Origin of the sequence: Sporosarcina gallistercoris, from assembly GCF_014836415.1 — a bacterium.
In the GTDB taxonomy this organism is placed as follows: domain Bacteria; phylum Bacillota; class Bacilli; order Bacillales_A; family Planococcaceae; genus Sporosarcina; species Sporosarcina gallistercoris.
Genome location: NZ_JACSQY010000003.1, coordinates 36,399 through 61,976, shown reverse-complemented (window position 1 = coordinate 61,976; position 25,578 = coordinate 36,399). Strand labels below are relative to the sequence as shown.

23 protein-coding genes are annotated in these 25,578 nt (G+C 43.0%); 8 read left to right on the top strand and 15 right to left on the bottom strand.

What is annotated here, in order from left to right; translation table 11 throughout:
• Nucleotides 1-90: 90 nt before the first annotated feature.
• On the top strand, nt 91-933 hold the full coding sequence (ypfJ, locus tag H9659_RS05655) for a KPN_02809 family neutral zinc metallopeptidase (protein WP_191688965.1): 843 nt from the start codon (nt 91-93) through the stop codon (nt 931-933).
• Nucleotides 934-989: 56 nt separating this feature from the next.
• On the opposite strand, the gene H9659_RS05650 is transcribed toward ypfJ, so the two are convergent.
• Together H9659_RS05650 and H9659_RS05645 are read right to left on the bottom strand one after the other, a co-directional pair.
• Nucleotides 990-2,183, bottom strand: coding sequence for an NAD(P)/FAD-dependent oxidoreductase (locus H9659_RS05650; protein ID WP_191688964.1), 1,194 nt, complete (start codon nt 2,181-2,183; stop codon nt 990-992).
• Between the two features lie 82 nt (nt 2,184-2,265).
• Nucleotides 2,266-3,552, bottom strand: a complete 1,287-nt coding sequence (locus H9659_RS05645) for a purine/pyrimidine permease (protein ID WP_191688963.1) — start codon at nt 3,550-3,552, stop codon at nt 2,266-2,268.
• 166 nt (nt 3,553-3,718) lie between these two features.
• Between H9659_RS05645 and H9659_RS05640 the strand changes: the two genes are divergently transcribed.
• A complete protein-coding gene (locus H9659_RS05640; protein ID WP_191688962.1) occupies nt 3,719-4,996 on the top strand; it encodes a GTPase in 1,278 nt (425 codons plus the stop codon).
• A 33-nt stretch (nt 4,997-5,029) separates the two neighbouring features.
• Here H9659_RS05640 and H9659_RS05635 read toward each other — a convergent pair whose 3' ends face one another.
• Both H9659_RS05635 and brnQ read right to left on the bottom strand, forming a co-directional pair.
• Entirely contained in the window at nt 5,030-5,443 is a 414-nt protein-coding gene (locus tag H9659_RS05635) for a pyridoxamine 5'-phosphate oxidase family protein (RefSeq protein WP_191688961.1), read from the bottom strand.
• Nucleotides 5,444-5,521: 78 nt separating this feature from the next.
• Complete coding sequence (gene brnQ, locus H9659_RS05630; protein ID WP_191688960.1) at nt 5,522-6,850, bottom strand: branched-chain amino acid transport system II carrier protein; 1,329 nt, start codon at nt 6,848-6,850, stop codon at nt 5,522-5,524.
• A gap of 196 nt (nt 6,851-7,046) precedes the next feature.
• Here brnQ and H9659_RS05625 point away from each other — a divergent pair, with 196 nt between their 5' ends.
• Nucleotides 7,047-7,415 (top strand): putative periplasmic lipoprotein, encoded by a 369-nt coding sequence (locus H9659_RS05625; RefSeq protein ID WP_191688959.1) that lies wholly within the window; start codon nt 7,047-7,049, stop codon nt 7,413-7,415.
• A 143-nt stretch (nt 7,416-7,558) separates the two neighbouring features.
• Nucleotides 7,559-7,693: a hypothetical protein gene (locus tag H9659_RS15385; RefSeq protein ID WP_404828973.1), complete on the top strand. Its 135-nt coding sequence runs from the start codon at nt 7,559-7,561 to the stop codon at nt 7,691-7,693.
• A 654-nt stretch (nt 7,694-8,347) separates the two neighbouring features.
• Here H9659_RS15385 and H9659_RS05620 read toward each other — a convergent pair.
• Complete coding sequence (locus tag H9659_RS05620; protein WP_191688958.1) at nt 8,348-9,901, bottom strand: NlpC/P60 family protein; 1,554 nt, start codon at nt 9,899-9,901, stop codon at nt 8,348-8,350.
• 90 nt (nt 9,902-9,991) lie between these two features.
• A complete protein-coding gene (locus H9659_RS05615) occupies nt 9,992-10,399 on the bottom strand; it encodes a YugN family protein (RefSeq protein WP_191688957.1) in 408 nt (135 codons plus the stop codon).
• A gap of 173 nt (nt 10,400-10,572) precedes the next feature.
• On the opposite strand from H9659_RS05615, the gene H9659_RS05610 reads away from it, so the two are divergent.
• A complete protein-coding gene (locus H9659_RS05610) occupies nt 10,573-11,352 on the top strand; it encodes an enoyl-ACP reductase FabI (RefSeq protein ID WP_191688956.1) in 780 nt (259 codons plus the stop codon).
• Nucleotides 11,353-11,631: 279 nt separating this feature from the next.
• Here H9659_RS05610 and argH read toward each other — a convergent pair whose 3' ends face one another.
• Nucleotides 11,632-12,957, bottom strand: a complete 1,326-nt coding sequence (gene argH / locus H9659_RS05605; protein WP_191688955.1) for an argininosuccinate lyase — start codon at nt 12,955-12,957, stop codon at nt 11,632-11,634.
• A gap of 280 nt (nt 12,958-13,237) precedes the next feature.
• On the opposite strand from argH, the gene H9659_RS05600 reads away from it, so the two are divergent.
• Genes H9659_RS05600 through H9659_RS05590 form a run of 3 tightly spaced genes read left to right on the top strand, consistent with a single transcriptional unit; the run spans nt 13,238 to nt 15,715 of the window.
• Nucleotides 13,238-14,140: a cation diffusion facilitator family transporter gene (locus tag H9659_RS05600; protein WP_191688954.1), complete on the top strand. Its 903-nt coding sequence runs from the start codon at nt 13,238-13,240 to the stop codon at nt 14,138-14,140.
• A 52-nt stretch (nt 14,141-14,192) separates the two neighbouring features.
• Nucleotides 14,193-14,771 (top strand): hypothetical protein, encoded by a 579-nt coding sequence (locus H9659_RS05595; RefSeq protein ID WP_191688953.1) that lies wholly within the window; start codon nt 14,193-14,195, stop codon nt 14,769-14,771.
• The gene (locus H9659_RS05590; protein WP_191688952.1) at nt 14,768-15,715 is read left to right on the top strand and encodes a TRM11 family SAM-dependent methyltransferase; all 948 of its coding nucleotides are present in this window, start codon (nt 14,768-14,770) and stop codon (nt 15,713-15,715) included. Before H9659_RS05595 ends, H9659_RS05590 begins: the two co-directional genes overlap by 4 nt.
• 177 nt (nt 15,716-15,892) lie before the next feature.
• On the opposite strand, the gene H9659_RS05585 is transcribed toward H9659_RS05590, so the two are convergent.
• The 8 genes from H9659_RS05585 to H9659_RS05555 all read right to left on the bottom strand — a co-directional run bounded on the left by H9659_RS05585 (nt 15,893) and on the right by H9659_RS05555 (nt 25,454).
• A complete protein-coding gene (locus H9659_RS05585) occupies nt 15,893-16,915 on the bottom strand; it encodes an MFS transporter (RefSeq protein ID WP_318240700.1) in 1,023 nt (340 codons plus the stop codon).
• Between the two features lie 12 nt (nt 16,916-16,927).
• Entirely contained in the window at nt 16,928-17,113 is a 186-nt protein-coding gene (locus H9659_RS15640) for a hypothetical protein (protein ID WP_318240691.1), read from the bottom strand.
• Nucleotides 17,114-17,147: 34 nt separating this feature from the next.
• Complete coding sequence (locus H9659_RS05580) at nt 17,148-17,546, bottom strand: DnaJ family domain-containing protein (protein ID WP_191688951.1); 399 nt, start codon at nt 17,544-17,546, stop codon at nt 17,148-17,150.
• Between the two features lie 110 nt (nt 17,547-17,656).
• A complete protein-coding gene (locus H9659_RS05575) occupies nt 17,657-18,931 on the bottom strand; it encodes a helix-turn-helix domain-containing protein (RefSeq protein ID WP_191688950.1) in 1,275 nt (424 codons plus the stop codon).
• Between the two features lie 328 nt (nt 18,932-19,259).
• A complete protein-coding gene (locus H9659_RS05570; protein ID WP_191688949.1) occupies nt 19,260-21,530 on the bottom strand; it encodes an ATP-binding cassette domain-containing protein in 2,271 nt (756 codons plus the stop codon).
• Nucleotides 21,531-21,746: 216 nt separating this feature from the next.
• Nucleotides 21,747-22,355 carry a protein kinase family protein gene (locus H9659_RS05565; protein WP_225217682.1) on the bottom strand — a complete coding sequence of 203 codons (609 nt, stop codon included), beginning with the start codon at nt 22,353-22,355 and terminating at the stop codon, nt 21,747-21,749.
• A 266-nt stretch (nt 22,356-22,621) separates the two neighbouring features.
• Nucleotides 22,622-23,575, bottom strand: coding sequence for a calcium/sodium antiporter (locus H9659_RS05560; RefSeq protein ID WP_191688947.1), 954 nt, complete (start codon nt 23,573-23,575; stop codon nt 22,622-22,624).
• 496 nt (nt 23,576-24,071) lie between these two features.
• Nucleotides 24,072-25,454, bottom strand: a complete 1,383-nt coding sequence (locus H9659_RS05555) for a leucyl aminopeptidase family protein (RefSeq protein WP_191688946.1) — start codon at nt 25,452-25,454, stop codon at nt 24,072-24,074.
• Nucleotides 25,455-25,578: the final 124 nt, after the last annotated feature.

Below are 25,578 nucleotides of genomic sequence, written 5' to 3'. Positions count from 1 at the left end.
TTTACCACATGAGGATACGTTCCCTTCAATTATGGGTATAGAACGCTTAAGAACTAATGCACTCATTATTGAATACAAGGGGTTATGCACATGAAATGGCGTGGACGAAGAGAAAGTTCAAATGTAGAAGATCGGCGAGGCAGAGGTGGAACAGCAATTGTCGGAGGCGGAATCGGAACCGTCGTCCTTGCACTCGTTGTGCTATTTCTAGGCGGCGATCCCTCAGAATTACTCGGTTCAATCACTGGTGAGGATACGACCCAAAACCAGCCTTATGAAGAAACGGCAGAAGAACGTGAGCTATCAGACTTTGTCTCAGTTGTTCTAGCCGATACGGAGGATGTATGGGCTGACGTATTTGCTGAGGAAGGAAAGACATACGAAGATCCGACACTTGTCATGTATACAGGCAGTGTTCAGTCTGCATGTGGAACAGCAAGTTCAGCTGTCGGGCCATTCTATTGCCCAGGTGATGAGAAGCTTTACATCGATTTAAGTTTCTACGATGAACTCAAAACGAATTTCCAAGCTCCTGGCGATTTTGCGATGGCTTACGTCATTGCCCATGAAGTCGGACACCACGTGCAAAAACTGCTCGGAACAAGCGACAAAATGAATACACTTCGAAACCGTTTAAGCAAAGAGGAATACAACAAGTACTCGGTTAGGCTCGAATTGCAAGCCGATTACTATGCTGGTGTATGGGCAGGACGCGCAAAGCAAATGGATTTGCTCGAAAAAGGTGACTTACAAGAAGCCTTGACTGCAGCGAGTGCAGTCGGTGACGATACGATTCAAAAACGTTCCCAAGGATATGTTGTTCCTGAAAGCTTTACACACGGAACATCGAAACAGCGCCAAGATTGGTTTTATAAAGGGTTTGAAACCGGAACACTCGAAGGCGGCAATACTTTTGCAGGCATGAATTTCTGAATTCGGAACTAAAAAACGTTCGAACTTGTCATACTGCTGACAGGTTCGAACGTTTTTTATCGGCTTGGTCTCACAATGTGTGCGTATGGATTAGGCGTCCCCTCCAGCAGATCCTGAATGATTGTAGCCCCTGCCATCGAATAACACGTCCCATTGCCTTCAAACCCAAGCAAGTAATAGACATTGTCTTGATGAGGGGATCTCCCCATGAACGGCAACCCATCTTTGGAGATACCAAATAACGAATTCCAAGCATCCTCAATCTCCACGTCGATGTGTGGAAACATTTCTTTAATTTCATCTAAGATTTCCTGACCTTTTCGTTGGATCACTGACGGATCATCATAAAGGTCACTCGATTCTTCGTCCAATCCCCCAGCAATCATTCTGCCGCCAGGTGCCGTCCGGAAATAGAGATACGGCTTTTTCGTCTCCCAAACCATGACCTGATCTTTCCAAAGTTCCCCATCTATCGGTGTTGTCGCAATTGCAAATGTCTGATTCATTTGCGCTTTGCCATTCAGCTCGCTATAAAGCTTGCTGTAGCCGGTTGCGATAATGATCGAGTCGAATGAAATATGAGCCCCGGATTCACTCATGATGGCATTTTCAGTCAGGGAGTCCATGTCAACTGCTGTATGTTCAAAATAGGTAACGCCCATTTTTAAATTTTCAGCAGTCAATGCTTGTATGAATTGGTAAGGGTTCACTTCAGCATCATGCCATGTACGCAATGCTGCTGGTTTGTCGATACCATATTCCTCCACCAACTTCTGATGATCTAAATACTCTACTGGAAAATCGTGTTTTTTTAAGTAGCTGTACTCCCTTTTCAATTTATCTCCGTCATTTGGCGTGGAAGCATAGAAAATACTGTCGCGCAAACGATACCCGGTGGTTTCAGGTAATGTTGAAGCGATCTTAGTTAACTCATCCATGGATTCCAGACACATTCTGTAGAATAGGACCGCGTCGTCTTCCCCGATTTTGTCAACAAATTCAGACAGCATCGTGTCACTCGCATACTGAAGCAGTCCAGTATTGGCTGAACTACTCCCTTTTCCAACTTCAGCACGGTCGATGACTGTTACTTTTTTCCCCGCAGATGCCAGTTTGAAAGCAGCCAATGTCCCTGACATTCCACCGCCTACAATTAAGATGTCTGTACTGGTATTCTTTTCAAGTGATGGAAAACTTGATGTTGGTTTTGCTGTTTTATCCCAATATGTTTGTCCTGTCGTCAGCTTCATAAGTATCTTCCTCTCGTTTACGTTCAACTCTAACGGCTATTCCCGCTAATGGAGTGAACACAAACCTGGAAAGCGAAAATTATTACCGGTATTTGCTACGTCGCAAAGATAATTGCTCCACTACAATCGCTACAATCGTACCTGTAATTAATCCATTGGATAATACCGAAGCAAGAACAGCTGGCAATTGAGCAAAGCTTGCTGCAGGGACGAACATAATCCCTACTCCAGTCATCAGACCAATCGCTACCGCTTTCCTGGCACGCTCTTTTTCAGGATCCTCATCCAGTTCCGAAAACGCCATGGACACCATCTTCGTGAAAATGGCAAACGTTACAGCGTATGCAACTGGCGCTGGCAATGCGGCAAAAACCGCCATGACAGCCGGGAAAAACGTCATTACAACTATCAATGCACTCCCCACAATGAATGGCAAGATGGATGCCATCCCCGTTGTGCCAACAAAACCCGCAGCCCCTGAAATCGGAACCGGACCAATTGCAGAAAACACACCGGACAAAAGGTGATTGATACCCGAAACAAATGAACCTTGACGAACACGATCTTCAACTTGCACAGAAAACTTCTGTTTAAGTAAATTTTCCATGACCCGAATGGAAGCTAACATATTTGCGATCAGCAATAAGGTAATGAAAACTGCCGTCACTGCAACACCGCCATCCCAAACGGGCGGTCCGTAGACAAACATTTTTGGCAGTTCAATGATCTGATCGGAGACGATTGCTATGCTGGGCGCACGTCCAATCATTGTAAAAATCGCCCATCCGATCACAATGGATAACAACACTGCATATTTGGAAACCCATTCTCTCTTGTTGCCCATTGCAACAAATGTGATGATCAGCACAAGTAAGCTGCCCATTACAATGCGAATGTCGATTACATCTTCTGCGGTTTCCACGCCTGCCATACCTTTTATGAACGTTCCGCTTAACTGCAAAATCAGCAGCATTAAATACGTAAACGTGATAGCGGGTGTAAATAGTTTCTTCATTTTCGTGATGACGCCTGCTGCTGCAAGGATGATGAACAATCCCCCACTGTACAGCATGCCGCTTTGGAGTGCCTGTAGCGCATCTGCCGGTGTGCTGTAAAACACGCCAACCATCCCTGCATACACGACAAAGATTCCCCACCATAAACCTGCGGGTCCTTCGTTGATTGGCATCTTATGCCCTATAAATGCTTGTAACAGACACGCAACACCCAATACAAAAATGGTCCTTTGCAAAAACAGGGCGGTATCCCCTGCATCCATTCCAAATACGTGGGCGATTGCAATCGGTGCAGCGATGGAAGAAGCCATTAGAAATACTGCCCATTGAATGCCTCCTGCAAGTTGTTTCATGTGCAATCCCTCCAATGCATCCGCTCGAATTTTTCGTTTCTCAGTATACCATGCAATGAACCATTCCGTTAGGGACACTTTCGATTACAAAAGAAAGTTACCGCTTGAATTGGAACAGTTGGGGGTACAAGATAGATATAGAACGATCGAGAGAGGATGATTGCTCATGGGTTCCCAATTTGACGAAATGCGTCAGCGACTACAGCATATTGGAAATTTATCCAATTATGTAGAAGAGCTATTCACAAAAATTCCCGGTAATTTAATTTCCGAGAAACAGCGCAAGAAAATGATGGAGATCATGATGGATGATGACGAATTACATAACTTATTGGAAGGCTTGAAAAATCCGCGTCCGCCGCGTTTTGTATTAGTCGGCAGGACTGGCGTAGGAAAAAGCAGTCTCATAAATGCCTTGAGTGGTCGCTATCTAGCTGAAGTGAGCGAAGTGGAGATTGGCACGAAAGAAGCAAGACGCTATGCTTACGAGGCGGATGGACATGTTTACTTCGAGGTGATTGACACTCGAGGTATAGGGGAATCGGAAACGTTCGATACAAAAGCTGAGGATACATTAAAAGATGTGATTCAGTCGTTCCAGCCGGATGCGGTTCTATTTTTACAAAAAGCGACGGAACGGGCTCATATCGATAAAGATGTTGCGGTAACCAAAAAGATCATGAAAAAAGCGGCTGAAGGACTTCCACTTATTGCTGTGATAACACAAGTGGATGATTTAAATCCTTCTCGTTTGAAAGAGCCTGACAACTATCCTGCTTCAAAAGTTCAATTGATAACAGAGAAAACAGAACAGCTAAAAAGGATTTTCGAACAGAATGATCTGGAAGCTTCGGCTTTTCTGCCAGTATCATCTTACATCGAATGGTCCGATGAAAAGGATGCTAACCGCTCCATTGAATTTGATGGACGTTACGGAATCGAGGAACTGATCGATTTTTTAGAAGATAGCCTGGACATCCGGGCGGCAATACATCTCGGGTTATCGATCCGACTGAACACCATATCTGAACGAATTGCTTCGCGCTTTATCAAAGTCTTCACGGCGTTGTCCGGTACAGTCGCACTGAGTCCGTTAATCGCAACGGATATCGCAGTTTTACTTGCACTGCAATCGATTTTGCTTATGATTATCGCCTACCTCTCAGGCCGTGAACTCGATTTCAAAACTGCGCGTGAAGTATTGGTTTCCCTAGGTGGAATCGGTGCAACCGGTTTTACGCTGCGGATGATTGCTCAACAAGGGAGCAAATTTGCGAATCTCGTCGTTCCAGGTGCAGGTTCTGCTATTAGCGCAAGTATTGCAAGTGGCGGAACCTATGCAATCGGAAAAGCTGCAGTTGCCTACTTTTTACGTGGAGCTGATGAAAAGGAGTTAAAGGCCATAGTGAAAGATGCACGTCAGGAATACGAAAAAGACCTGTAAAAAAGGATGAGCAGAGTGCTCATCCTTTTTGCGTTAGAACGTGATTGTTTGGGGATCTTCACCTTTTTTGTTCATCACACGCATGGAATCTGGTACTACTTTTAAAATGACTAAATCGGGATCTTCCGGACCATCGAACCAAGGTTTCATATGATCATTCCATACCTTTTCCTTGAGTCGCTCTTCATCTGAAATCGTGACCGTCCCTGCTATTTCCAAGAAAGCATCTCCGTATCCTTCGTCATTGTAACCAAGTAAAATATGAGTGTTTGGATTCTTCTCGAGTTCGTCCACTTTTTCAGTTTTTTTAGATGTCGCTGTGTACAAAGTGAAGTCTTCATGGTAAAACGTCATATATCTGCTGAAAGGTTTGTTCGCCTCAACAGTTGACATCGTTCCGATATGACTGTTATCCAAAATATGTTGTGCAGTTTCTTTTGCGTTCATAATACCCTCTCCTTTTTGTCCAGTTAACGTTAGTCTTCCTTCAATCGACTAATATTAAACATAGAGCTGGAGCCGGTGTTACCGTTTCGACGTTGTTGCAGGTGACACAAGTGTAATGACATAACCAATCCCAGCCCCTACAAGTGCAGGTAAAAGCCAGCCGATCTGCTGCTCATACAGTGGTAAATGCTGAAGGATATTGGCAACCGGTTCGACCACGATTCCGCCACCCGCAAGACCATCAAAAATACTGACAAGTGCAGTTCCGAATAACGCAAGCACATATACAACCGGTCTTCTGCCGAATGCGTTATCTACAAAAGATAAAAGCATTAGAACGATTGCAAGCGGGTAAATCATCAAAAGCACCGGAATTGAAAGTGATATTAGCTGAGTCAATCCTACGTTTGCTACTACAGTGCTGAATACGGCAAAAATCACGACGAATTTCTTGTACGATAGTGACGGCACAGCTTGTGAAAAAAATTGAGCACAAGCAGAAACGAGACCGACTGAAGTAGTCAAACAAGCAAATAGGATGGTCACCGCTAATATAATCGGACCAAAGGACCCATACAGCAGTTCAGAAGCAAGTGATAGGACAATACCACCATTTTCTTGAAGTCCGATCGATCCGATGCTTGTCGCCCCAATGTAACCTAACGATATGTAAACAAAGCTTAAACCGATTGCGGCGACGCTACCTGCTATAATCATGGATTTCATGAGGCCTTTGGAAGTTTTAACACCTTCCGCATGAATCGCTGAAGTAATGACACTGCCAAAAATAAGTGCCGCAATGACATCCATCGTCAAATAGCCTTCAACAAAGCTTTTAAAGAAAGGATGCGTGCCAAATCCCTCATCCGGACTTTTAATAGAACCAATCGGATCTACAAAGCTCTTAACGGCTAAAAGTGCAATCACCAAGAACAGAATAGGAGTTAAAAACTTGCCGATACGGTCTACGAGTTTTGCAGGGTTCAGGGCAAGCCCTATAGTAATCGCAAAAAACAGAATACTGAATATAACGAGTGGCCATTGTGCATCAGCTGTCCCACCAGATAAAAATGGTATGATGCCGATTTCGTACGAAACGGTGGCTGTCCGTGGAATACCAAAAAACGGACCGATTGCTAAATACACAATCATGGTGAAAACCAGACCAAAAACCGGATGAACCCGATCTGCGATAGAGCGTAAATCGCCTCCAGCATGTGCAATCGCCAAAATCGCTAAAAGCGGTAATCCAACCCCCGTTATTAAGAATCCGAACATAGCTATTGCCAGGTCACTTCCTGCTAATTGACCCAGTTTCGGTGGAAAGATAATATTTCCAGCACCTAGGAACAACGCAAATAGCATCAGACCGATAATGAAATTCTTTTTAAATGTCAATACTGTCACAACTCCTCAAAAAACTATAAATAAATGGATTATACAATCTTTTCTCACCTTAGAGCGTAACAAACATTCAACGAATTATAAAGGATTTTGTCGAAATCGTTTTGGGTACAGTCACTATGGAACCTATTTAGTTGCCATCTAGAGCAAGGCTCGTTAAAATGCTTTATTGGTAAAACAAATACGGAGGTCATTTAAAATGAAAAAATTACTACTAGCAGGTGCATTGACTTTCTTGCTGGCGGGCTGTACAAGTAATGAGCCTGCACAAGAGCCGGTCGCAGATGACGAGAACGCCGGTTCCTTAGAAGAAAGCTCGGTCAACAATCCCTCAGCTGACACTAGCAATCTCACGGCTTTTGAAGAGTACAGCAAGATTGCAGAAGTTGCGGATCTTGATGGCCTCGAAGGTATCGTAGAGACAGATAACTCAGGAACACGGGTCATTCTCTTTGAAGATGAAAGCGGCAGAAAAACGGTGAAAAGTGTCTTTGTGAAAAAAGAAAATCGTTTGAAAGTGATTTCTTTAGATGACGATGGTCTGTTATATAATGGCACCCTGAAATAACACATCGTAAAGCCCATTCGCTATAGAGCGAATGGACTTGCAGTCTTTTTTCTTTTACAACGTAATTAACTCTAAATATATTGATTTCCGCTCCAATCAACAGGAGTCTCCAACTACGAAACGAAATGATGGGTATGATGACGATGGATCAAGTCAATGAACGTGAACAGCTGGAAATCTTGACGATAGAGCAATTGGTTTGCCTTGACCCTCTTGTCAGCAAAGTGGATGCAGCTTTTTATCTATCCGTTGGTCGAGAACTTACACTCGGTAGTTAGAGTGCCCATCATCTATTCCGTCGTCTTAATCGAGATGATATTCATTTTGAATTCAAGGGAATTTACGAAAAACAGAAAGAGACGATTGAACGTGTATTTCCCTATGCCAAAGGGAACAAAGTATGCGATGGACAAACCTGATGGGTCTTAAAAGTTGTCCATGCAGACGATGCTTACTTTCGTTATCCAAAATCTGAAAAACTTGCCAGCTGAACATGGCTACTTCCTGTCACGATAATTAAATGACTATCTCAAGCGCTCGGCGGGACACTCAGTTGATTGGAGTGCAGGGCAGCGACTCCTGGGGATCAGCGAAAGCCGTAACGAAGAACGGCTTTTGCGAGTAAAAGCGAAGCGTTAGGAGCACATATTTTCGAAGACCCCGCAGGAAGAGCTGTCACGAAGAACAAGCTCTTGCGACTATAAGCGAAGCGTTAGGAGCAGCCAGATGCCTTTATTTCTGCAAAGTACGCAGAAATACGGCAAAGCGAACCCTTCGCGGTTCGCTTGGCTGAGGGCAAGCCCCCGGAAAGCGTCCGCCCGGAACGGAGATCAACGGTCTGTTTTCTTTCCTCTTCATACTCAAAAACTCAAAAAAAATAAAAGGGTTGGAAATCGTTTTGATTGCCAACCCTTTTGTCTAAAGTCTTTTTCTTACTTCAAATAACGTCGGGCTCCTGAGAATTCGGTACGATATGGCTCAGCATCTATCGAGATGATTTCAACTGTTTTCTTTGGATTTGGTGAATGAATCATTTTTCCATTTCCGATATACATGCCGACATGATGTACGGATCCTTTTCCTTTGTTATAAGCAAAGAATAATAAGTCACCCGGTTGAAGTTCACTCTTTTTCACAGCTGTTCCATGTGTAGCCTGGACACTCGCATCTCGGGGAATATCGATCCCATGCTGTCTATACACAGAGTATGTGAACCCCGAGCAATCCAAACCGAATCCAGAAGTACCAGCCCATAAGTATGCCAATCCATTAAACTTTTTAGCGGTGGTCATAATATCCTCGGATGTTGGAGCAGGAATTTCACTTCCTTTTTTCAGCACGTTCACATCTTGTTTCTTTACATATTTCACTCCGTCTGATGCTGTCTGGACTTTTACCCAATCCCCTTGTTCGTCGAGTACCGGTAAAATCGTGTTGAAACTGATTTCCATGAACTGCCGAGCTGTTGTCTCAGCGTGATACAAGTTTGTAATCGGGGCTTTCACCATAGCAGTTGCACACTGCCCATAATCAGCATACGACTCTTCAATATGGGACGCAGGAACCCAACCTGGATAGCCTGATTTGTTTTTAGGAGAATACTGGTCTTTAACAGCTACTTGCAGCCAATTTCCAGAAGTCTTCAGCACAACTACTTCTTGACCGTAGAGCGCTTGAGTTTCTGTTTTACCGACCAGCCATTGTTTCTGCGGAATTGTCATTGTTTTCGTCCACTTCCGAATATCCGTGGGCGCTGATACAGCCGGTTTGTCAATGAGTCTTGCAGCATTAGGTGCCGTCCATAGCGTGGTAACTGCAACATCCACATGATGGGTCTTCTTTGCTGCAGGTTCGAAACATGTTAATGCTTCTCGAAACTCGGGCTCCAGCATCCGTGCGAGGAATATCCCGAAATGGGCACGAGTCAATGTCATCGCAGGTTTGAACGTATGGTCCGGATAGCCGAATGTGATGTTATTTGCAAAGAGAATAGCAATCGACGGCGCTGCAAAACTCTTCACGTTCACATCTACAAATTGAAATTTCTTGTAGCCGTTTGGCTGTTGTAAATCGAATGCACGGACTAAAATTGCTGCCATTTCAGCGCGTGTTAAAAGGGAATCAGGATTGAATTGTCCTTTCAAATTGCCGACCATAATTTTTTCATCCACTACAGTAGCGATGAACTCATAGCCAGGTGATCCTTTCTTCACGTCCACTACTGATGGATCAGGACGATTAGTAATGTCCAGTTTCAGTGCACGAACGAGCATTTCAGACGCTTCTAATCGTGTAATGGAACGGTTAATGCCATACGCAACGGATGGGCCTGAAGTGACAATCCCTTGTTCAGCTAGAAATTCAAGTTCAGCTTTTGCTGCGTATTGGTCACCGACATCACTGAATACTTTTCCTGCTGATGCGGGACTGGACATGGAAAATATGAGTGCGACGATAAGAAATGGGAAAATGATTTTCTTGATCATTAGAAGCCTCCTGATAGGTTTTGTACCTATACCGTACATGAACCAGAAGCTTCTGTATAGACATTTTTCAGAATATAATCATTGCTGTTGTCATTCTAAAATTGCAAGAAGACGATTCACTTCTCTTACTCCGATTTCCTGCCATTTGGATTTGTCTGGAATTCTTCCGTCCTTATCAAGAGGCTCTTGGAATTGGTTGAATGTAGATGTCAAGAGTGAATTTTCTTCCGAATCGAATCCGATATTGACGACATGCTTAATAATGTAGGGAGTTTTAAATTGGATGGATGCATTATCTTGATCCAGCATACCAGCAATGACGTCAAATGGTGCCCGGATGTAGATGGTCTCCCCTTCTTCCCGATTTAAGACCCTATCGAAGAAACCGGTGTGGTAGTCCCAATTCCCTCCGAGATGATAGCCGCATTCTTCAAGTCGATTTTGAATGACACCAAATTGTGTTTTCCTACCTTCTAGCCCTGTCTTTAGTCGAATCATAATGAGCACTCCTTTTTCCGCAAGTTTCTCTTAGTGTCACCTGTGATCTTCATTTCATACTCCCGATGGAATTGTAAAAAGAATCTGTGCTATAATCATTTTGTGACCAGGTATTGATACTGACTGCTAACTAAAAAATTATTATAGACCGATTTCAAGGGGGCCACTGAATCATGGAAGATTTACTGAAACTTAAAGGGAAAAATATTGTTGTTATGGGAGTCGCGAACGAGCGGAGCCTCGCTTGGGGAATCGCGAAAACACTTTTCGCTGTAGGTGCAAACGTTATTTTCACTTACCGGAAAGAGCGGTCTCTTGCAAAACTTGAAAAGGCACTTGAAAAGAATGAATTGACAGCTCGTTTAGTTGTTGAATGTGATGTGAATGAGGATGAAAGCATGCGTTCTGCGTTCGAGAAGATCGGTTCTGAAGTGGGCGTCATTCATGGCGTCGTTCACTCTGTAGCTTTTGCCCACGCGGAAGATCTGCACAATGATTTTGTGGAAACGTCACGTGACGGTTATGCGTTTGCGCAAGATACGAGTGCGTATTCCCTAGTTGCAACTGCTCGTGAAGCGCGTCGCTATATGACTGAAGGCGGTTCGATCATTACGATGAGTTATTTAGGCGCTGAACGTGTGTTGGATGGCTATAACGTAATGGGCGTTGCAAAGGCTGCGCTTGAATCATCGATGCGTTACTTGGCTTATGAACTCGGTAAAGAGAATATCCGTGTGAATGCGGTGTCGGCTGGAGCGGTTCGTACGTTGTCTGCCAAAGGTGTACCATCGTTCAATACGATTCTTCACGAGATTGAAGAGAAGGCGCCTTTGCGCAGAAACATTACGCTGGAAGAAGTGGCGAAGATGAGCATGGTCATGTTAAGTGATTTGTCGAGTGGTGTGACTGGCGAAGTGGTTTATGTAGATGCTGGTTATAACATTATGGGGTAATTGGTTACTTTATTGATTTAAAAAGGCTGTTCAGAGGTCAGTATTCACTGATTTCCGGGCAGCCTTTTTTCTGTGATGAAATCTAGAGTAACGGTATTGATTTCCTTTGCAGGTGGACGCGGACCTACAGGGCGTAAGTCATGCAACCATTGCCGCACGACGCGGCGAACTTAGGTTGTTTCCATATTATTCTGTAGGAGTCGCCATCTTCCGCTTCAGTAACGTAAACTAATGAGATATTCTACTATCACTGCCGTTTAAAAAGTTACAATTAGAAGATCACTGGCCCACTTTCATAAACTTCTTTGTGCCCTTGTTCAGGATTTCGTCGTAGTCGATATAGGCGAATACGTCTTCGTCCAGAGAATCGCTGAAGTTTTTGAGTTCGGCGATCGTCAGTTCCTCAATGCCTTTTTGCTGTTGTTCGCAATAGATGATGAGACGACCGACGATGCTGTGGGCGTCTCGGAATGGTGTGCCCTTGCTGACGAGGTAGTCAGCGACTTCTGTTGCGTTCAGGAACCCGGCTTTAACCGCATTACGCATTTGGTCGGCATTGACTTGCATTGTATCGATCATGCTGGACATAATGTCGATGCAATCGACGACGGTGTCAACTGCGTCGAAAAATTGTTCTTTGTCTTCTTGCATGTCTTTGTTGTACGCAAGCGGCAAGCCTTTCAATGTTGTCAACAATGCGAATAGCGAACCATAGACGCGTCCCGTTTTTCCACGGATCAGTTCCGCTGCGTCCGGATTCTTCTTCTGTGGCATGATGCTGCTGCCAGTTGAGAATGCATCGGACATCGTGACGAATTTGAATTCTTGACTGCTCCATAGAATAAGCTCTTCACTTAAGCGGCTTAAGTGCATCATAATGATGGAGAAATCGGACATCAGTTCCAATAGGTAGTCTCTATCGCTCACGCCGTCAATATAATTGTCAACCGGCTTTGCGAAGTGTAGGAGCGCTGTAGTCACGTCACGATCGATTTCATGTGTCGTTCCTGCTAACGCGCCGCAACCTAATGGGTTTTCATCCATGAGTTCCGCAGCATTTTCAATTCGTTTCTTGTCTCGTGAAAACATTTGGACATAGGCACCTAAATGATGACTGAATGTAATAACTTGCGCTCGTTGCAGATGTGTATACCCGGGCATAATGACATCATTCGCTTGTCCTTTCGCAGCCAAAGAATCCATCAAGCTTTGAAGCAAATCGGCTACTTCTTTCGCTTTAGCTTTAGCGTACAACCTCATATCCACGGCAACTTGGTCGTTCCGGCTTCGTGCAGTATGGAGTTTCTTCCCTGTCTCTCCGATTCGCTCCGTCAGTTGCACTTCGACAAACGAATGGACATCTTCGTAGTCACCTTCTACTAATAGCTTTCCGGACGTAATATCCTGTTGGATCTCTTCCAAACCTTTGATGAGCAGTTCACCCTCTTCAGGTGTCAGTAAGTCACAATGCACTAACATGGTTACATGAGCAAGACTCCCAGCGATATCCTGTTCAATCAATCGATTGTCTACAGGTAATGACGTATTGAATTGTTCCATGCGCTCGTGTTCTTTAGAAGAAAATCTTCCACCCCAAAGTTTCATGCAGTTCATCCTCCATCGTTATGTATAATTATTATAATATATGAATTATAATTCATCCTCACACTTTTTGCAATGTTCTCCTTCCAGCTTCTCAACTTGTAATGTATTTGTCAAAGAGGTATACTAATTGGTACGCAATTCTCAAGAAGCGAGTGATTCCTATGTATACGTTGCTTATTAATGACCAATCCTATAATTTTCCGGCCCCATCCCCTGATGAAACTGCGTCAGGGGTTTTTGTTTCCTCTCTGCAACTTTATAACTTGGAGGTCCTCAGTTCATGACAAACACGACACATTCACTATCCTCCCTCATCGCAATTTGGGTCAGTCTCATCAGCAACATCTTTCTCACCATCCTGAAAATCGTTGTTGGCTATCTATTCCACAGCCCTGTTTTGTTAGCAGACGGATTCCATAACGCGGGAGACGTGGTCGCATCTGCCGCAGCCTTAACCTCGATGCGCTTTTCAAAACGTCCGCCAGATGAAGATCATCCATATGGTCACGGAAAAGCAGAAGTCATCAGCTCCGCAATCGTCGGCTTGATTTTAGGGGCAGCAGCCATTTACATTGCGATAGAAGCCATTATCGCATTTTTCGAAGAGCCTGCTAAAGCGAGCGTTCTTGCATTGATAACGGCAATCGTTTCGATGCTTTGGAAACAAGTGCTCTATTTCTACACCATGAAAATCGGGAAGCAAGAAAACAGTAAAGGGCTCATTGCCACTGCATATGACCATCTTGCTGATGTGTATGCCTCCCTGGCTGCTGTCGTAGGGATCGGTCTTGGATTAATCGGCTATCATTATGACATTCCTATACTTTCCTACGGAGATCCTCTCGCTGGACTGATTGTTGCCATTCTCGTATTAAGACTCGCAATTCATATTGGTAAAGAAGCGCTTGATATTCTGATGGAAAAGACAGTAAGTGAAGAACGGCTGTTAACCTTCAAAAAGGTAATAGAAGGAGTACCGGAAGTGAAACGGATTGACCGGCTTCGGGCGCGGGAACACGGTCATTATGTACTTGTGGATATTCGTATCAGTATTCCGGCGGAGCTCACCATCCAACAAGGCCATGACATCACGAGCACTCTAAGAAATGCCATCAAAGATGTGAATCCCGATGTCGGCGAAGTTCTTATCCACGTGAACCCGTGGTATGCAGAGATCGAGTGACTGACGCCTATCTTTTAAGGTATACTGAAGAGTATCGAAGGAGTTGTGTTGAATGATAACAAAATGGATGACAAATTATATGGCAGGACACAATGCACAAGAAGAAATTGCGCTGAACACGTTACAGAAGGAGTTTCTAGTGAAGAAAGGGCTACTTTCACCAGATATGAAAATACTTGAAGCACCTGCTTTTGCTCCAACGTACAGCCTGTCAAACAAAGAAACCGATGAGCCGCTGGAAACACCTGCAAATACTGGCGAACTAGCTGTCTCTTATGTGAAGACACACCCGAATGATTACATGTTCGCAGAAGAAGCGTTATTTACGACAATTGGAATCGATGGAGTCGTTCTCGAGATGGATGACGTATTCGGCACCATCACTGCATTGTTTGGACTGCAGGTTCAGAAAAAGCATGGAGAGTGGATTAAGAAATATATCGATACAAAACTCGGAACCGCACCTGGTACGCGCAGTTTGATGTTTTCTGCTGATGATGGATTGTGGGACGTGAACATCGCTCTCGATTATGTAACTGGTTTTAGCGAAACTCTTACTTTCAACGAAACACTCGAACTTGTATATGAATTTGTATTTAACATGCTCGTTGCATTAGAGGAAGAAGCGTGAACAAGACTTCAGTCAATCACCTATACACATATAGCCGACACGTCGATGAACACGACTTGTGCCGGCTCGAAATGCGCGCATTCTTTAATCAGGACACAAGTGAAAACTTCATCATGAGCGAGGTATGTATCGACCCGAGCCGCAGTCCTTTCATTAAGGAACGGTTAGATGTTCTCGTAACCTGCGATTCCATTCAGGAAGTGGCTGAGTTTGCTTCTACTTTTGCAGATGACGGACAGACTTTCCTTATCCGTTGCCTCAATACAATGCCTCTTGGTGAAACTGCAAAACTGGCACATCCAGATCGCAGAAAAATGGAACGCGAAATTGGAATGGCTATGCCAGGTGAAGCAGATTTGGACCAACCGGACATTCTTTACGGCGTTGTCCAGATTGGAAATCGTTATCTGTTCGGCTACTTGACGGAAAGTGTTGCCGTTTGGAATCTGCACGTTAAAAAGCCTGAAATGTATTCGACCGCACTCAGTACGCGTGTAGCTCGTGCGGTTGCAAATATCGCCGTACCACATCCTGAAGGCGTGAAAGCTATTGACCCGTGCTGCGGCATCGGCAATGTTCTTGTTGAAGCGTTATCAATGGGAATTGACATGGATGGACGCGATATTAACCCTCTCGCAGTTCTCGGTTCACGAAAAAATCTTGAACACTTCGGTTTGACGGGCAAGGTAACGCCCGGTCCAATTGAAGAAGCCCCCGGTCATTATGACGCAGCGATCATCGATATGCCATATAACTTGTACACGCACGTTACACGTGAGCAACAAGCATCGATATTACAGGCAGCCCGCACTCTGACAGACAAACTAGTCATCGTCACGATCGAATCGATGGATGATCTGCTGATCGATGCAGGATTTAAAATACAAGATCGCTGCATTGCAAAGAAAGCACACTTTGAACGGGAAGTTGTCGTGTGTTTGTAAGATTAGATTAAAACAAAAGCAAAACGAGCTGACCTAGTTTCGCAGGTCAGCTCGTTTTTCTTTTTCCTAGTACATGGAACGACACTTGAAGCTTAGGATCATTGAATCCTAAACTATGGCTAGCAAATTGCTAATGAATCATTGAACATGATATGCATTCCATTTTGAATAGCCTGGTTAGTTATTGTCCTCTACAAAAAATCGCTTTTTATCCGATCTTAGAACTAACACTGCATATATAACAGATGTCACAAGCATCACAATCGCTAATGACGCAATGACCACTCGTAAAGACAAAACATCTCCTAGAACACCTACGCCAAGGATGAATATAACTTGCATAATGCTTTGCAGGAGCTGATAGATACTAGTTACTCTCCCCATCACGGAAACCGGTACATGATTTTGATAAAACGTCATAATTCCTGCATTTAGAAATACATTAAAGAATCCTAAAATCAAGAAACCGATCACGATTGATAAAAATGACCAGGAAAAGGCGTAAATCACATAGCCTATCGTCATCATAATCAGCCCCGTGGAAATCATAGTTCTCAGAGAAATTTTAGTTGAAAAGATCGTAAGCAAAATAGCGCTGCACATAGACCCTATACCTCTAATACTGACAAGCAAGCTATAATCGATTTCAGAAAGACCGATTACCCGTTGAGTGAATACGACTTCTTGGGTATCCATTGTAAAAGAGAAGAGCATAACCATAGTGAAACCTAGATAAACAGCAGTTACATACCGATTCGCTATCACAAAATCCTTCACAACAGTGAAATCACTTACTACTTGCGGAAGCGTCAACGCAGGAATCTGACTTTTATCAATCACTTCTTTTTCCAGGAGCAATAGGAGCATCAGTGCAGCTACCACAAATAACATCGCGTTGAACCATAACGTAAGTTCATAGGATAATGAAAAGAGCATCGCGCCTCCTATGGCTGGACCGATAATGAAAGCGCCGGAACTTGCAAAAGAACGGATGGAGTTGAACCGCTTCCTTTTCTCAATCGGAACCACTATGGTTAAATAGGTCGTAGAAACCGGATGGAAGAAAGAATTCGCAATACTTAGCACCACCAAGATTCCATATACAACGACCATATTTGGAGCTAACGGAATGAGACTAATGAACACACCCCGAATGATATACGTGGTCATCATTATTTTTCTCTTACTTCTATAGTCTATATAGCTTCCTGTTCAGAATTTAGTGGCGATATTTGTAAGCGGACTAATAATCCAGAGCCCTGCAACTGCTGCCGCAGAACCGGTGAGTTGATAGACAATAATATTAATCGCGATCAGATAAATAAAGTTACCAATATTGGAAATTGCGATGGACGACAGTAATATGCCGGGGTCTTTCCATTCCTTAAATGTACCCAACGTAAAACGACTCCTTCGTGCAGAAATCTCCTCCCTACAAGGATTCCCCTCGTTTTGCTAACACATTTTTTATAGTCTCCAAAGAAACGGGCCCCTTTTGCATGGGACGAGGACATGATCGATTATATTTGGTGACCTTTTTATTGATTTCCTCTAACCGTTCTTCTAGGTCCACTGTGATATCCGCCTCATAACAATCAGCAAGAAGTAGAACGTCCTCTCGAATTTCTTGTTGCAAATTCAGCCAATGCGGCTTATATCCAGCGTCCTTAGCTATCCGTTGAAAGTGTTGCAGCGTATCTCCTGAAAAGTAGTCTTGACTGAGTGGTTTCCCTTTTCCAGGTAAATTGTCCATCCCACCTTCTTCTGCATGTTTCTTAATGATGTCACCCATCAAGTCATTATAAGGTTCTTGAAAATGGCTTTCTTTCATATTTACTCGCTCCCTCCATCTGACTAGTAATGATTTCTATCGCTTGATTGGGATGCCACGCTATACAAATAGTGAAGATCAATTTCCTATATTTAAGTCCAAACTTTCACCTAGCTGCTCATACGCTGTCGCACTTTTTCACTTGCAAGTAGTGCATATTTGAAACAGGTAGTTGCTTGCTTATAAGCATGAAGCTCTTCATAAAATGACGCCCATAATGGAGCGTAGAACAAGGTTAATGAATAATACTCTTGCTGCTGGAAGTAAGGGAAAACGAGTTCTTCAATCTCCTTCAACTTAGTAAGATCGAAGTCTTCCTCACTTGCACATTTCAAAAGAAGCAGCTGATAGTGATGATGTGTGACGTTGAACCGATCTTTTGGGTATGCCTTCAATAACATCTTCAACGTTTCTTCATCCCGTTCTTGATAACTCGCCCGCATCCAGTTAATCACTGTATGTAAATCTTCTTCAAAACGATTTGCTTGCTCGTAATAAGACATAGCTTTTCTAAATGAGCCTTGGCACTCGTAGCAATAAGCGATGTTGTTATAAAGAGAACTCCATTGCTTAGGTGTTTGTACCACGTCTACATTCCTCAACAAGTCCTGCCCTGCTCCAAACTCCACTAGTGCTTCTTGGAATCGATGGAGATCATTCAAAATAACTCCTTTCATGGAATATAACTTTAGTTGAAAGAGAGGCTTGTATTGGTGGGAAAATGCTTGGGAAGCACTATTCATGTATTCCAGTGCTTGTTGGAATGAATAATTACGGTGATGTGCAAAAGCTAAGTGATAATAATAATTCGCTTGTTCAAAACGATTGGCCGTGTTCATATAATTACTAACGTGTTGGTCTTTCTCTCTTAAGATAATCTGCTGAAACTCCAAGAAGGATAAATGAAGATTTGTCGAAGTAGCAATATACATTTGAGTGATTCTGTCCTGATGCCATGTGACAAACGGCTCGATTTTTAAAAGCAGTTTCCGAGATTCATTCAAGCAATCGATAGAAAATAAATAACGGCTGTAAACTAATCCAGCCAGCAAATCGATTTCTTGTTGAAAAATCTCTTTCTGAAAAGATTTTAATTGACTTATTTCGTTTTCCATAAGGCTTTCATTCGATAATAGCTTTGCATATATCTTTTCAAAGAATGAGCGCTTCATCTCCAAATCATCTTTTTCTTGAGCTAGGTCAATCCCTAAGCGGGCTAATAACATTTCGTACACAGTCTGTTCAGCAATGACCACACCATTTTCAATCCTACTCAAATAAGAAGGCGTACAAACCCCCATCGAGACATCATCTTGCTTCAATCCTTGTTGCTGACGATGGAATTTAATCAGCCGTCCCCAGTTCTTACTATCGTAATCACTCATTTGTGCACCTCCTTCTTCAGTTTATCACAATATTTCGTTTCTTTATTACGTATTCTCCGAAGAACGTAAGTAGTCATTAATCTAATTCCCCGCCACTTACACAAATTAAAAACCATCACTTTGATGGTCATTTTAACTATCTGCACTTGTTAGTTTTCAGTGCCTGTTTATAGAGCAGTGGCATATCTGTGCAAGCTCATGATTACTTCTTCCTGAACGAAAAATTATTGTATGTCCGTAAGTTGGATTTAGAATGAGTAACAAAACGAGCTGACCTATTTTCCTAGGCCAGCTCGTTTTGTTCGTATAGTGGGACACGTATTAAGATTTAAACGGAAGATGCGTTTTTCATCCATTTTGCCGTTAACGTATCTGCCTGCATCATGTCTTCCGGAGTTCCTTCAAACAGCACATGCCCACCCTTTTTACCGCCTTCTGGTCCCATCTCAATAATCCAGTCGCTCGCAGCAACAAAGTCCAGATTATGTTCAATGATGATAACGGAATTCCCTTTGTCTACAAGGTTCTGAAAGACGTTTAATAATTTGTCATTATCTTTTGTATGAAGCCCCAAAGAAGGTTCGTCCAGTAAATAGATTTGTCCTTCATTTTTCAAGTGACTTGCCAATTTCAGACGCTGCACTTCTCCTCCGCTTAGAGAACTTGTTGTCTGACCTAATGTCAGATACTCTAACCCCACATCTTTCAACGTATCCACTTTTTTCCTGATCTTCGGCATTTCAAAATAATGATTCGTTTCATCTATTGTGAGTTCTAAAATCTCAATGACATTTTTACCTTCATAGCGATAAGACAATGCTTCTTCTGAATATCTGGTACCTCCGCACGATTCACAGGTAACCGTCACTGGATCTGCAAAGGCCACGTCAGGTGTGGTGACTCCTTTACCATCGCAGACAGGACATGCTCCTAGCGAGTTGAAACTGAATAGTCCTGCCGGCTGTCCTGTTGCTTTTGCAAAAATCTTACGAATGTCATCCATGATCCCCATATAAGTAGCAAGTGTTGAACGGCTCGAGGTTCCAATACTGCCCTGTCCAACCGCTATCGTCTCAGGAAACTGTTCTAAAAACGCTTCAAACATCAAAGAACTTTTACCCGATCCCGACACTCCGCATATCGAGACCAAAACGTTTGCCGGAATCTCCACACTTACATCTTTAAGGTTATTATTGCTAGCATTTTCAATTGAATAATAGCTTTCAGGCATTCTTGGATTTCGATTGACAGTGAACTTATGCTCTAGGGAGGTGATGCTAGAAGAGTTTTTCAGACCTTCGAGTTTCCCCTGGTAAACGACCTGTCCTCCATGTACACCCGCTCCTGGCCCCATCTCTATGATTTCATCCGCTATTTTTATTATGGAGAGATTGTGTTCGATAACAACCACCGTATTATGATGATCTCTCAGACTTTCCAGCATGTGGATCAACATATTGATTTCTTCCGGGTGGAGTCCTGCACTAGGTTCGTCAAAAATGTAAGTGATGTTATTCAGACTGCTGCCTAAATGACGAGCAATCTTTACCCGCTGTGCTTCTCCGCCTGAAAGCGATCCCGTTTTTCTCGAAAGACTCAGATAGCCCAATCCTAAGGCAACGAGTTGTTCTACGTTGGGGATTGCCTGCTGTGCAATCGATTTTCCAATTGGGTCTTTTATTTTCGAAAGTTCACTAAGCAGGTCAGTCAGTTCCAATTGGTCATATTCCGCGATATTGTATCCATTTATTTTACATTCCAGAACTTTTGGATTGAGGCCAGATCCTTCACAGGTCGGACATAATGTATGTGTGGAGACGGCTAAGACATCCTCCTGAGAGGTTTGTTTCAGCTTCGAGACATCTCTGTTTATGTAGAGGCGCGTGAACCTTGGCAATAATCCATCCCACTCATGATCATGCGGACCGTCTTTCGTATGGAATGGCGCAAAGACCCGTTCGCCTTCCGGAGGACCATATACCAGCAGGTCATACTCCTTTTGAGTATAGTCTTTTATGGGTTTGTCGGGGTCGAACAATCCACCCGTCATCATCCAATTCCCTTGCCATCCGGAAGGGGACAACGGCTTGAATTGCACAGCATATTCACGAAGGGACTTATTGACGTCAATGAGTTTATCCACATCCGGTGCGATGACCTCACCATACCCATTACATTCGGGACATTTGCCGAAAGAACTTTGGCTGGAAAAATCCGTAGCGGAGCCTATCGGCGGGCTGCCAATACGTGAGAACAGCAGTCTGATCAATGGATGGATATCCATATAGGTGCCTACGGTTGAGCGGGAATTCCCTCCTACAGGTTTCTGTTCGACTACGACAACAGGACTCAAATGCTGCATGAGATCGGCATGGGGTCTTTCATATCTGGGCATCTGATTTCTGACATAGAGGGGGTAGTTCATCGTCATTTGTCGTCTGCTCTCCGTAGCTAATGTGTCAAAAACAACGGAGCTTTTTCCTGAACCTGATAGGCCGGTAAATACATTTATTTTCTCTTTAGGTATATTTAAATCCACATTCTTCAAATTATTTTCTTGCAGGCCTCTTAAAATGATTTCATCTCTTGCTTCAGACACTTTATATTCCTCCCTTGCTTATCAACTTTTCACAGCTTACAGGTGAATTAGTTCATAAAGAATATAAAATAATTCCCTATAGCAAAGAGTTTCCCTGTTTCAATCAAACTTACACTACATCCTTTTCAGCAAGATTAGTACCCGTTGTGAAAGTCCTAGCAAAACTTACTATATAGATTTTCCTCATATTAATTGTGGAAGTATACGGATGGACTATTACGATCTAAAGAAAGGGATAAACCCTTTTTTATAAAGGTAAGCCACCATATTCAGAAAGGGGGTAGGGACCTTCTTCAAGAAGAAAGGTTTGCAATAGAAATGCTGATGAGCCTTTTTAAGATTATTCCATTGATTGCAGACTTTTACTTGTCTGTAGCGCGCAACATCAATAAGTTTTATTTCATTGTTAGAAGTGATGATAATATTACGCAAGTGAATGTCGGACGGATTTAATCCCTGAGCTGAAGCCAGTGAAAGGGCGCGATCCACTTCTTTAATATGATCCGAGGTAATGATTCTTCCATGGGTCATACACTCAAAGAACGTGTACCCCTCGATGTAATCCATCACAATGTAATTCAGTCCTGTTTCATGGATAGTTGGAAAATAAGTGATACCCACTAGTGATTTATAGATTTCAGCTTCTTCTTGAGCAATGTGCGTAAAATCTGGAAAGAATACTTTAATTGCCTTTTCTGATGAAGCCATTCTAAAAACAAATGCACTCCTCCCTGTCCCGACAAGTTTTAAAGAATCGTCATAGCTAATAAGACGATTCTTCTTATTAATGATTACGGTATTTATAAGTTCTAGATAATGGCTCAAAGGAAAACCTCCCATAACTTTCTAAAAATAAAAAAGAGACGCTATAACCAGTTTCGGTCATAAGGTCTCAAATAAAACAAAAGACCTCACCAAATAATTGGTAAGGTCTCGCAAACAACGTCTGTTGCCAATAAAGCCGAGGATTCACATCCCGTATTGACGGCTTTTACTGTATCAGCTACTCCCCTTAGTGGAAGTTGAATATATTATTATATATATTCACTATAATTTTAAATTGCTTTCGTGTCAAATCTTGACTGATTCCATTAATTCCGTAATATTATATACACTAGGTAAATAATGTAAGCTCCGGCAAGAACCAGTCCTTCCCTCTTTCCAATTTTGAAACCGGTCCTGGAGAAAATCAATAGTACAATTGTCAGTATGATCATAAACACGACATCAATAAATACTTTTTCGTTCACCGCTAATGGAGAAATTGTAGCCGAGGCCCCCAGTACAAAAAGAATGTTGAAAATATTACTCCCCACAATATTCCCTAGAGCGATTTCACTTTCTTTTTTCAATGCCGCTGAAATAGATGTGACCAGTTCAGGAAGAGAGGTACCTATTGCGATGATTGTGAGTCCCACTAAAGTTTCACTCATTCCTAGAGAGTATGCAATTTCTGTCCCATTCTTTACTACCAAGTCTCCTCCAAAAATAATTGCCGCCAGCCCTATGATGGTAATACCTATATTTTTCCCCCAGCTGATGTTCTCAGACACAGGTTCGTTCGTTGCATTTTTCCGGCTTTTTAAGCCGATTTCAATAACATAATACATAAAAATGGAAAGGAACAATAAGAAAATGAACCCATCACCACGTGTAATCATGTTACTGTCGAACCCTTGTAAGGCAATGTCACTCATTAGAATAAGCAAGACCACGCTTGCAAGTAAGGTAAAAGGGATTTCTTTTCTAATCGTCTCACTTTCAACCTTTAAAGGATATAGGAAAGCAGCCAGTCCTACAACGAGAGTAATGTTGAAAATATTACTTCCCACTACGTTTCCCACTGCAACATCTGCATTTCCTTCCAGTGCTGCAATGATACTGACAGTCGCTTCCGGTGAACTCGTCCCAAAAGCTACAATTGTTAAACCGATTAAAATAGGCGGAACTTGAAGCAGTCTTGCGATATTGGAAGACCCGTCTACAAAAAAGCCAGCCCCTTTTATCAACAATACAAATCCTACAATTAATAAAATATATGCCATTGATTTGTTTTCTCCTTATACCATTCACGTATTTTCACTATTATCAAATCACTTTCATTCCTACCCTTTTATTATGGAGGATAAAACGTATAATGTAAAACCACCTCTAGGACTTACGATAAGTCTACGTCGGAATATCTTATATACTCCTCATATCCTTTTCGCTTTCCCAACATCCACTTTTTTACAGCTCCATGAGTACTCTGATTGACTGTCGTATTACCGGTACATAGCAACATCATTAAGTTCCAATTCGATTGGTTCGCTGACAATCTTCAACGAGAATTAACATTCCACTTTATCGTCATTAATATGGTTCCTGTATGTTTCATAAAACTTCGTCAAACAATAGAGTTCTGTCATTAATCAGATTCATAAGCCTCTAGTTTACAGAATTATGATACCATTTTCCGGTCAATTAGTTAGATAAAATTCCCAGTAATAAAAAAGCGCATTGCTGTTTCACAATGCGCTTTGGTCACCCGTTTCGTTCTATTCACTTCGAAATTCCAGCAACATAATCCGCCAGCAATCGTGCTCCGTAGCCTGTTGCTGTCTTCGGATAATAGCCGGAGTTTGATGTCTTTTGCATCATCCCTGCCATGTCCACGTGGAGCCAGCGTGTGTCTTGTGATACGAAACGGCGTAAGAAGAGTGCCGCAGTAATGGATCCCGCAAAACTGAGTGAGCTGATGTTATTGAAATCTGCGTAGTCACTTTTCAAAGTCTCATCATAAGCATCGATCAGTGGCATCGGCCATACTGCGTCCCCGTTTTGCGCTCCGATTTCTTTCATTTTACTAGCAAGTTCTTCATCTCCAAAGACACCTGCAATCTCAGAGCCTAGTGCATTTTCGATTGAACCGGTTAATGTTGCAATATCCACAACATATGCTGCATTCAGCTCAGCCGCACGTAACAGGGCGTCCGCCAAAATCAGTCGACCTTCTGCATCTGTATTGCCGACTTGGACTGTGTGTCCATTCTTATACTGTATGACTTCCCCTGGCAGAACAGATAAGTTGTCTGGGGAATTCTCCACGATTGGAATCAATGCCACAACATTGACGTCCGCTTCACTTTCCACTAGCAGTTTCATAGCTCCAGCGACCGCTGCAGAACCTCCCATATCCATCCGCATATCACTTAAGTCTTTCCCACTCTTCAAACTGATACCGCCTGTATCGAATGTGACGCCTTTGCCGATAAGTGCAACCAAAGGTTTCGATGGGTTGTGGCAATAAGAGACTTCTACAAACGACGGAGCATACCGGCTTCCTCGGCCGACAGTTAGAACTCCATTCATCTTCATCTCTTCCAGCTTCGCTTTGTTATGAACGATGACGTTTGCATCTGTGTCCTCGAATGTCTCTTTCAAACGCTCTGGATAGGATTCCGGATTCAGGACATCCGATAGTTCGTTCATCAGATCCCTTGAATAGGAGACCGCTTCAGCACGTTGTTCCCCTGTTTGAATGGCTTTCTCAGGTGCGTCCTCAATCGTCAATTTAGTGCTGAACGGTTCGGCATCGGATTTGTATGTGAGGAACTGATAAGCTCCTAAATGCCAGCCTTCCACAAAGGCGGTGACCACTTCTTCAGTATCCATACCTAAAAATTGATCACTTAGCGCATTCACCTCTAATGTTGCTGATGATACCTTGGCACGGCTCAATGCACGCGCTGCAGTTCCTGCCATTGACCGTACGGTTTCCAGACAGCCTGATTTCCCGTCTTTCACCGACATCACATACCATTGCTGCCCCTCAGAAAATACTGTACTTCCAGCTCCAGGTTGTACTTGTTGTGCAAACGATTTCAAATCTTTATTCTGTTGAATTGCTTGGTCCGTTGAAAAGAGCAGCTTCACTTCAGTCATTATTGTTCTCCCCATTCTCTTATAGCATCGTTATGTAACAAATGATTCCTCCCCAGTGTACCATGCGAAAACAGAGGATTCGAATAATTGATAGCAACCAAAAAACCATTCCTATAGAAGGTAT

Excerpts from the sequence above, each read along its gene's own strand:
- H9659_RS05615 (WP_191688957.1), bottom strand. The coding sequence starts at position 10,399 with ATGATTCGACTAAAGACAGGGCTAGAAGGTAGGAAAACACAATTTGGT.
- H9659_RS05595 (WP_191688953.1), top strand. The coding sequence starts at position 14,193 with ATGATAACAAAATGGATGACAAATTATATGGCAGGACACAATGCACAA.
- H9659_RS05625 (WP_191688959.1), top strand. The coding sequence starts at position 7,047 with ATGAAAAAATTACTACTAGCAGGTGCATTGACTTTCTTGCTGGCGGGC.
- H9659_RS05600 (WP_191688954.1), top strand. The coding sequence starts at position 13,238 with ATGACAAACACGACACATTCACTATCCTCCCTCATCGCAATTTGGGTC.
- H9659_RS05555 (WP_191688946.1), bottom strand. The coding sequence starts at position 25,454 with ATGACTGAAGTGAAGCTGCTCTTTTCAACGGACCAAGCAATTCAACAG.
- H9659_RS05580 (WP_191688951.1), bottom strand. The coding sequence starts at position 17,546 with ATGAAAGAAAGCCATTTTCAAGAACCTTATAATGACTTGATGGGTGAC.
- H9659_RS05635 (WP_191688961.1), bottom strand. The coding sequence starts at position 5,443 with ATGAACGCAAAAGAAACTGCACAACATATTTTGGATAACAGTCATATC.
- H9659_RS05640 (WP_191688962.1), top strand. The coding sequence starts at position 3,719 with ATGGGTTCCCAATTTGACGAAATGCGTCAGCGACTACAGCATATTGGA.
- ypfJ (WP_191688965.1), top strand. The coding sequence starts at position 91 with ATGAAATGGCGTGGACGAAGAGAAAGTTCAAATGTAGAAGATCGGCGA.
- H9659_RS05620 (WP_191688958.1), bottom strand. The coding sequence starts at position 9,901 with ATGATCAAGAAAATCATTTTCCCATTTCTTATCGTCGCACTCATATTT.
- H9659_RS05610 (WP_191688956.1), top strand. The coding sequence starts at position 10,573 with ATGGAAGATTTACTGAAACTTAAAGGGAAAAATATTGTTGTTATGGGA.
- argH (WP_191688955.1), bottom strand. The coding sequence starts at position 12,957 with ATGAAACTTTGGGGTGGAAGATTTTCTTCTAAAGAACACGAGCGCATG.
- H9659_RS05650 (WP_191688964.1), bottom strand. The coding sequence starts at position 2,183 with ATGAAGCTGACGACAGGACAAACATATTGGGATAAAACAGCAAAACCA.
- H9659_RS05560 (WP_191688947.1), bottom strand. The coding sequence starts at position 23,575 with ATGGCATATATTTTATTAATTGTAGGATTTGTATTGTTGATAAAAGGG.
- H9659_RS05575 (WP_191688950.1), bottom strand. The coding sequence starts at position 18,931 with ATGAGTGATTACGATAGTAAGAACTGGGGACGGCTGATTAAATTCCAT.
- H9659_RS05645 (WP_191688963.1), bottom strand. The coding sequence starts at position 3,552 with ATGAAACAACTTGCAGGAGGCATTCAATGGGCAGTATTTCTAATGGCT.
- H9659_RS15385 (WP_404828973.1), top strand. The coding sequence starts at position 7,559 with ATGGATCAAGTCAATGAACGTGAACAGCTGGAAATCTTGACGATAGAG.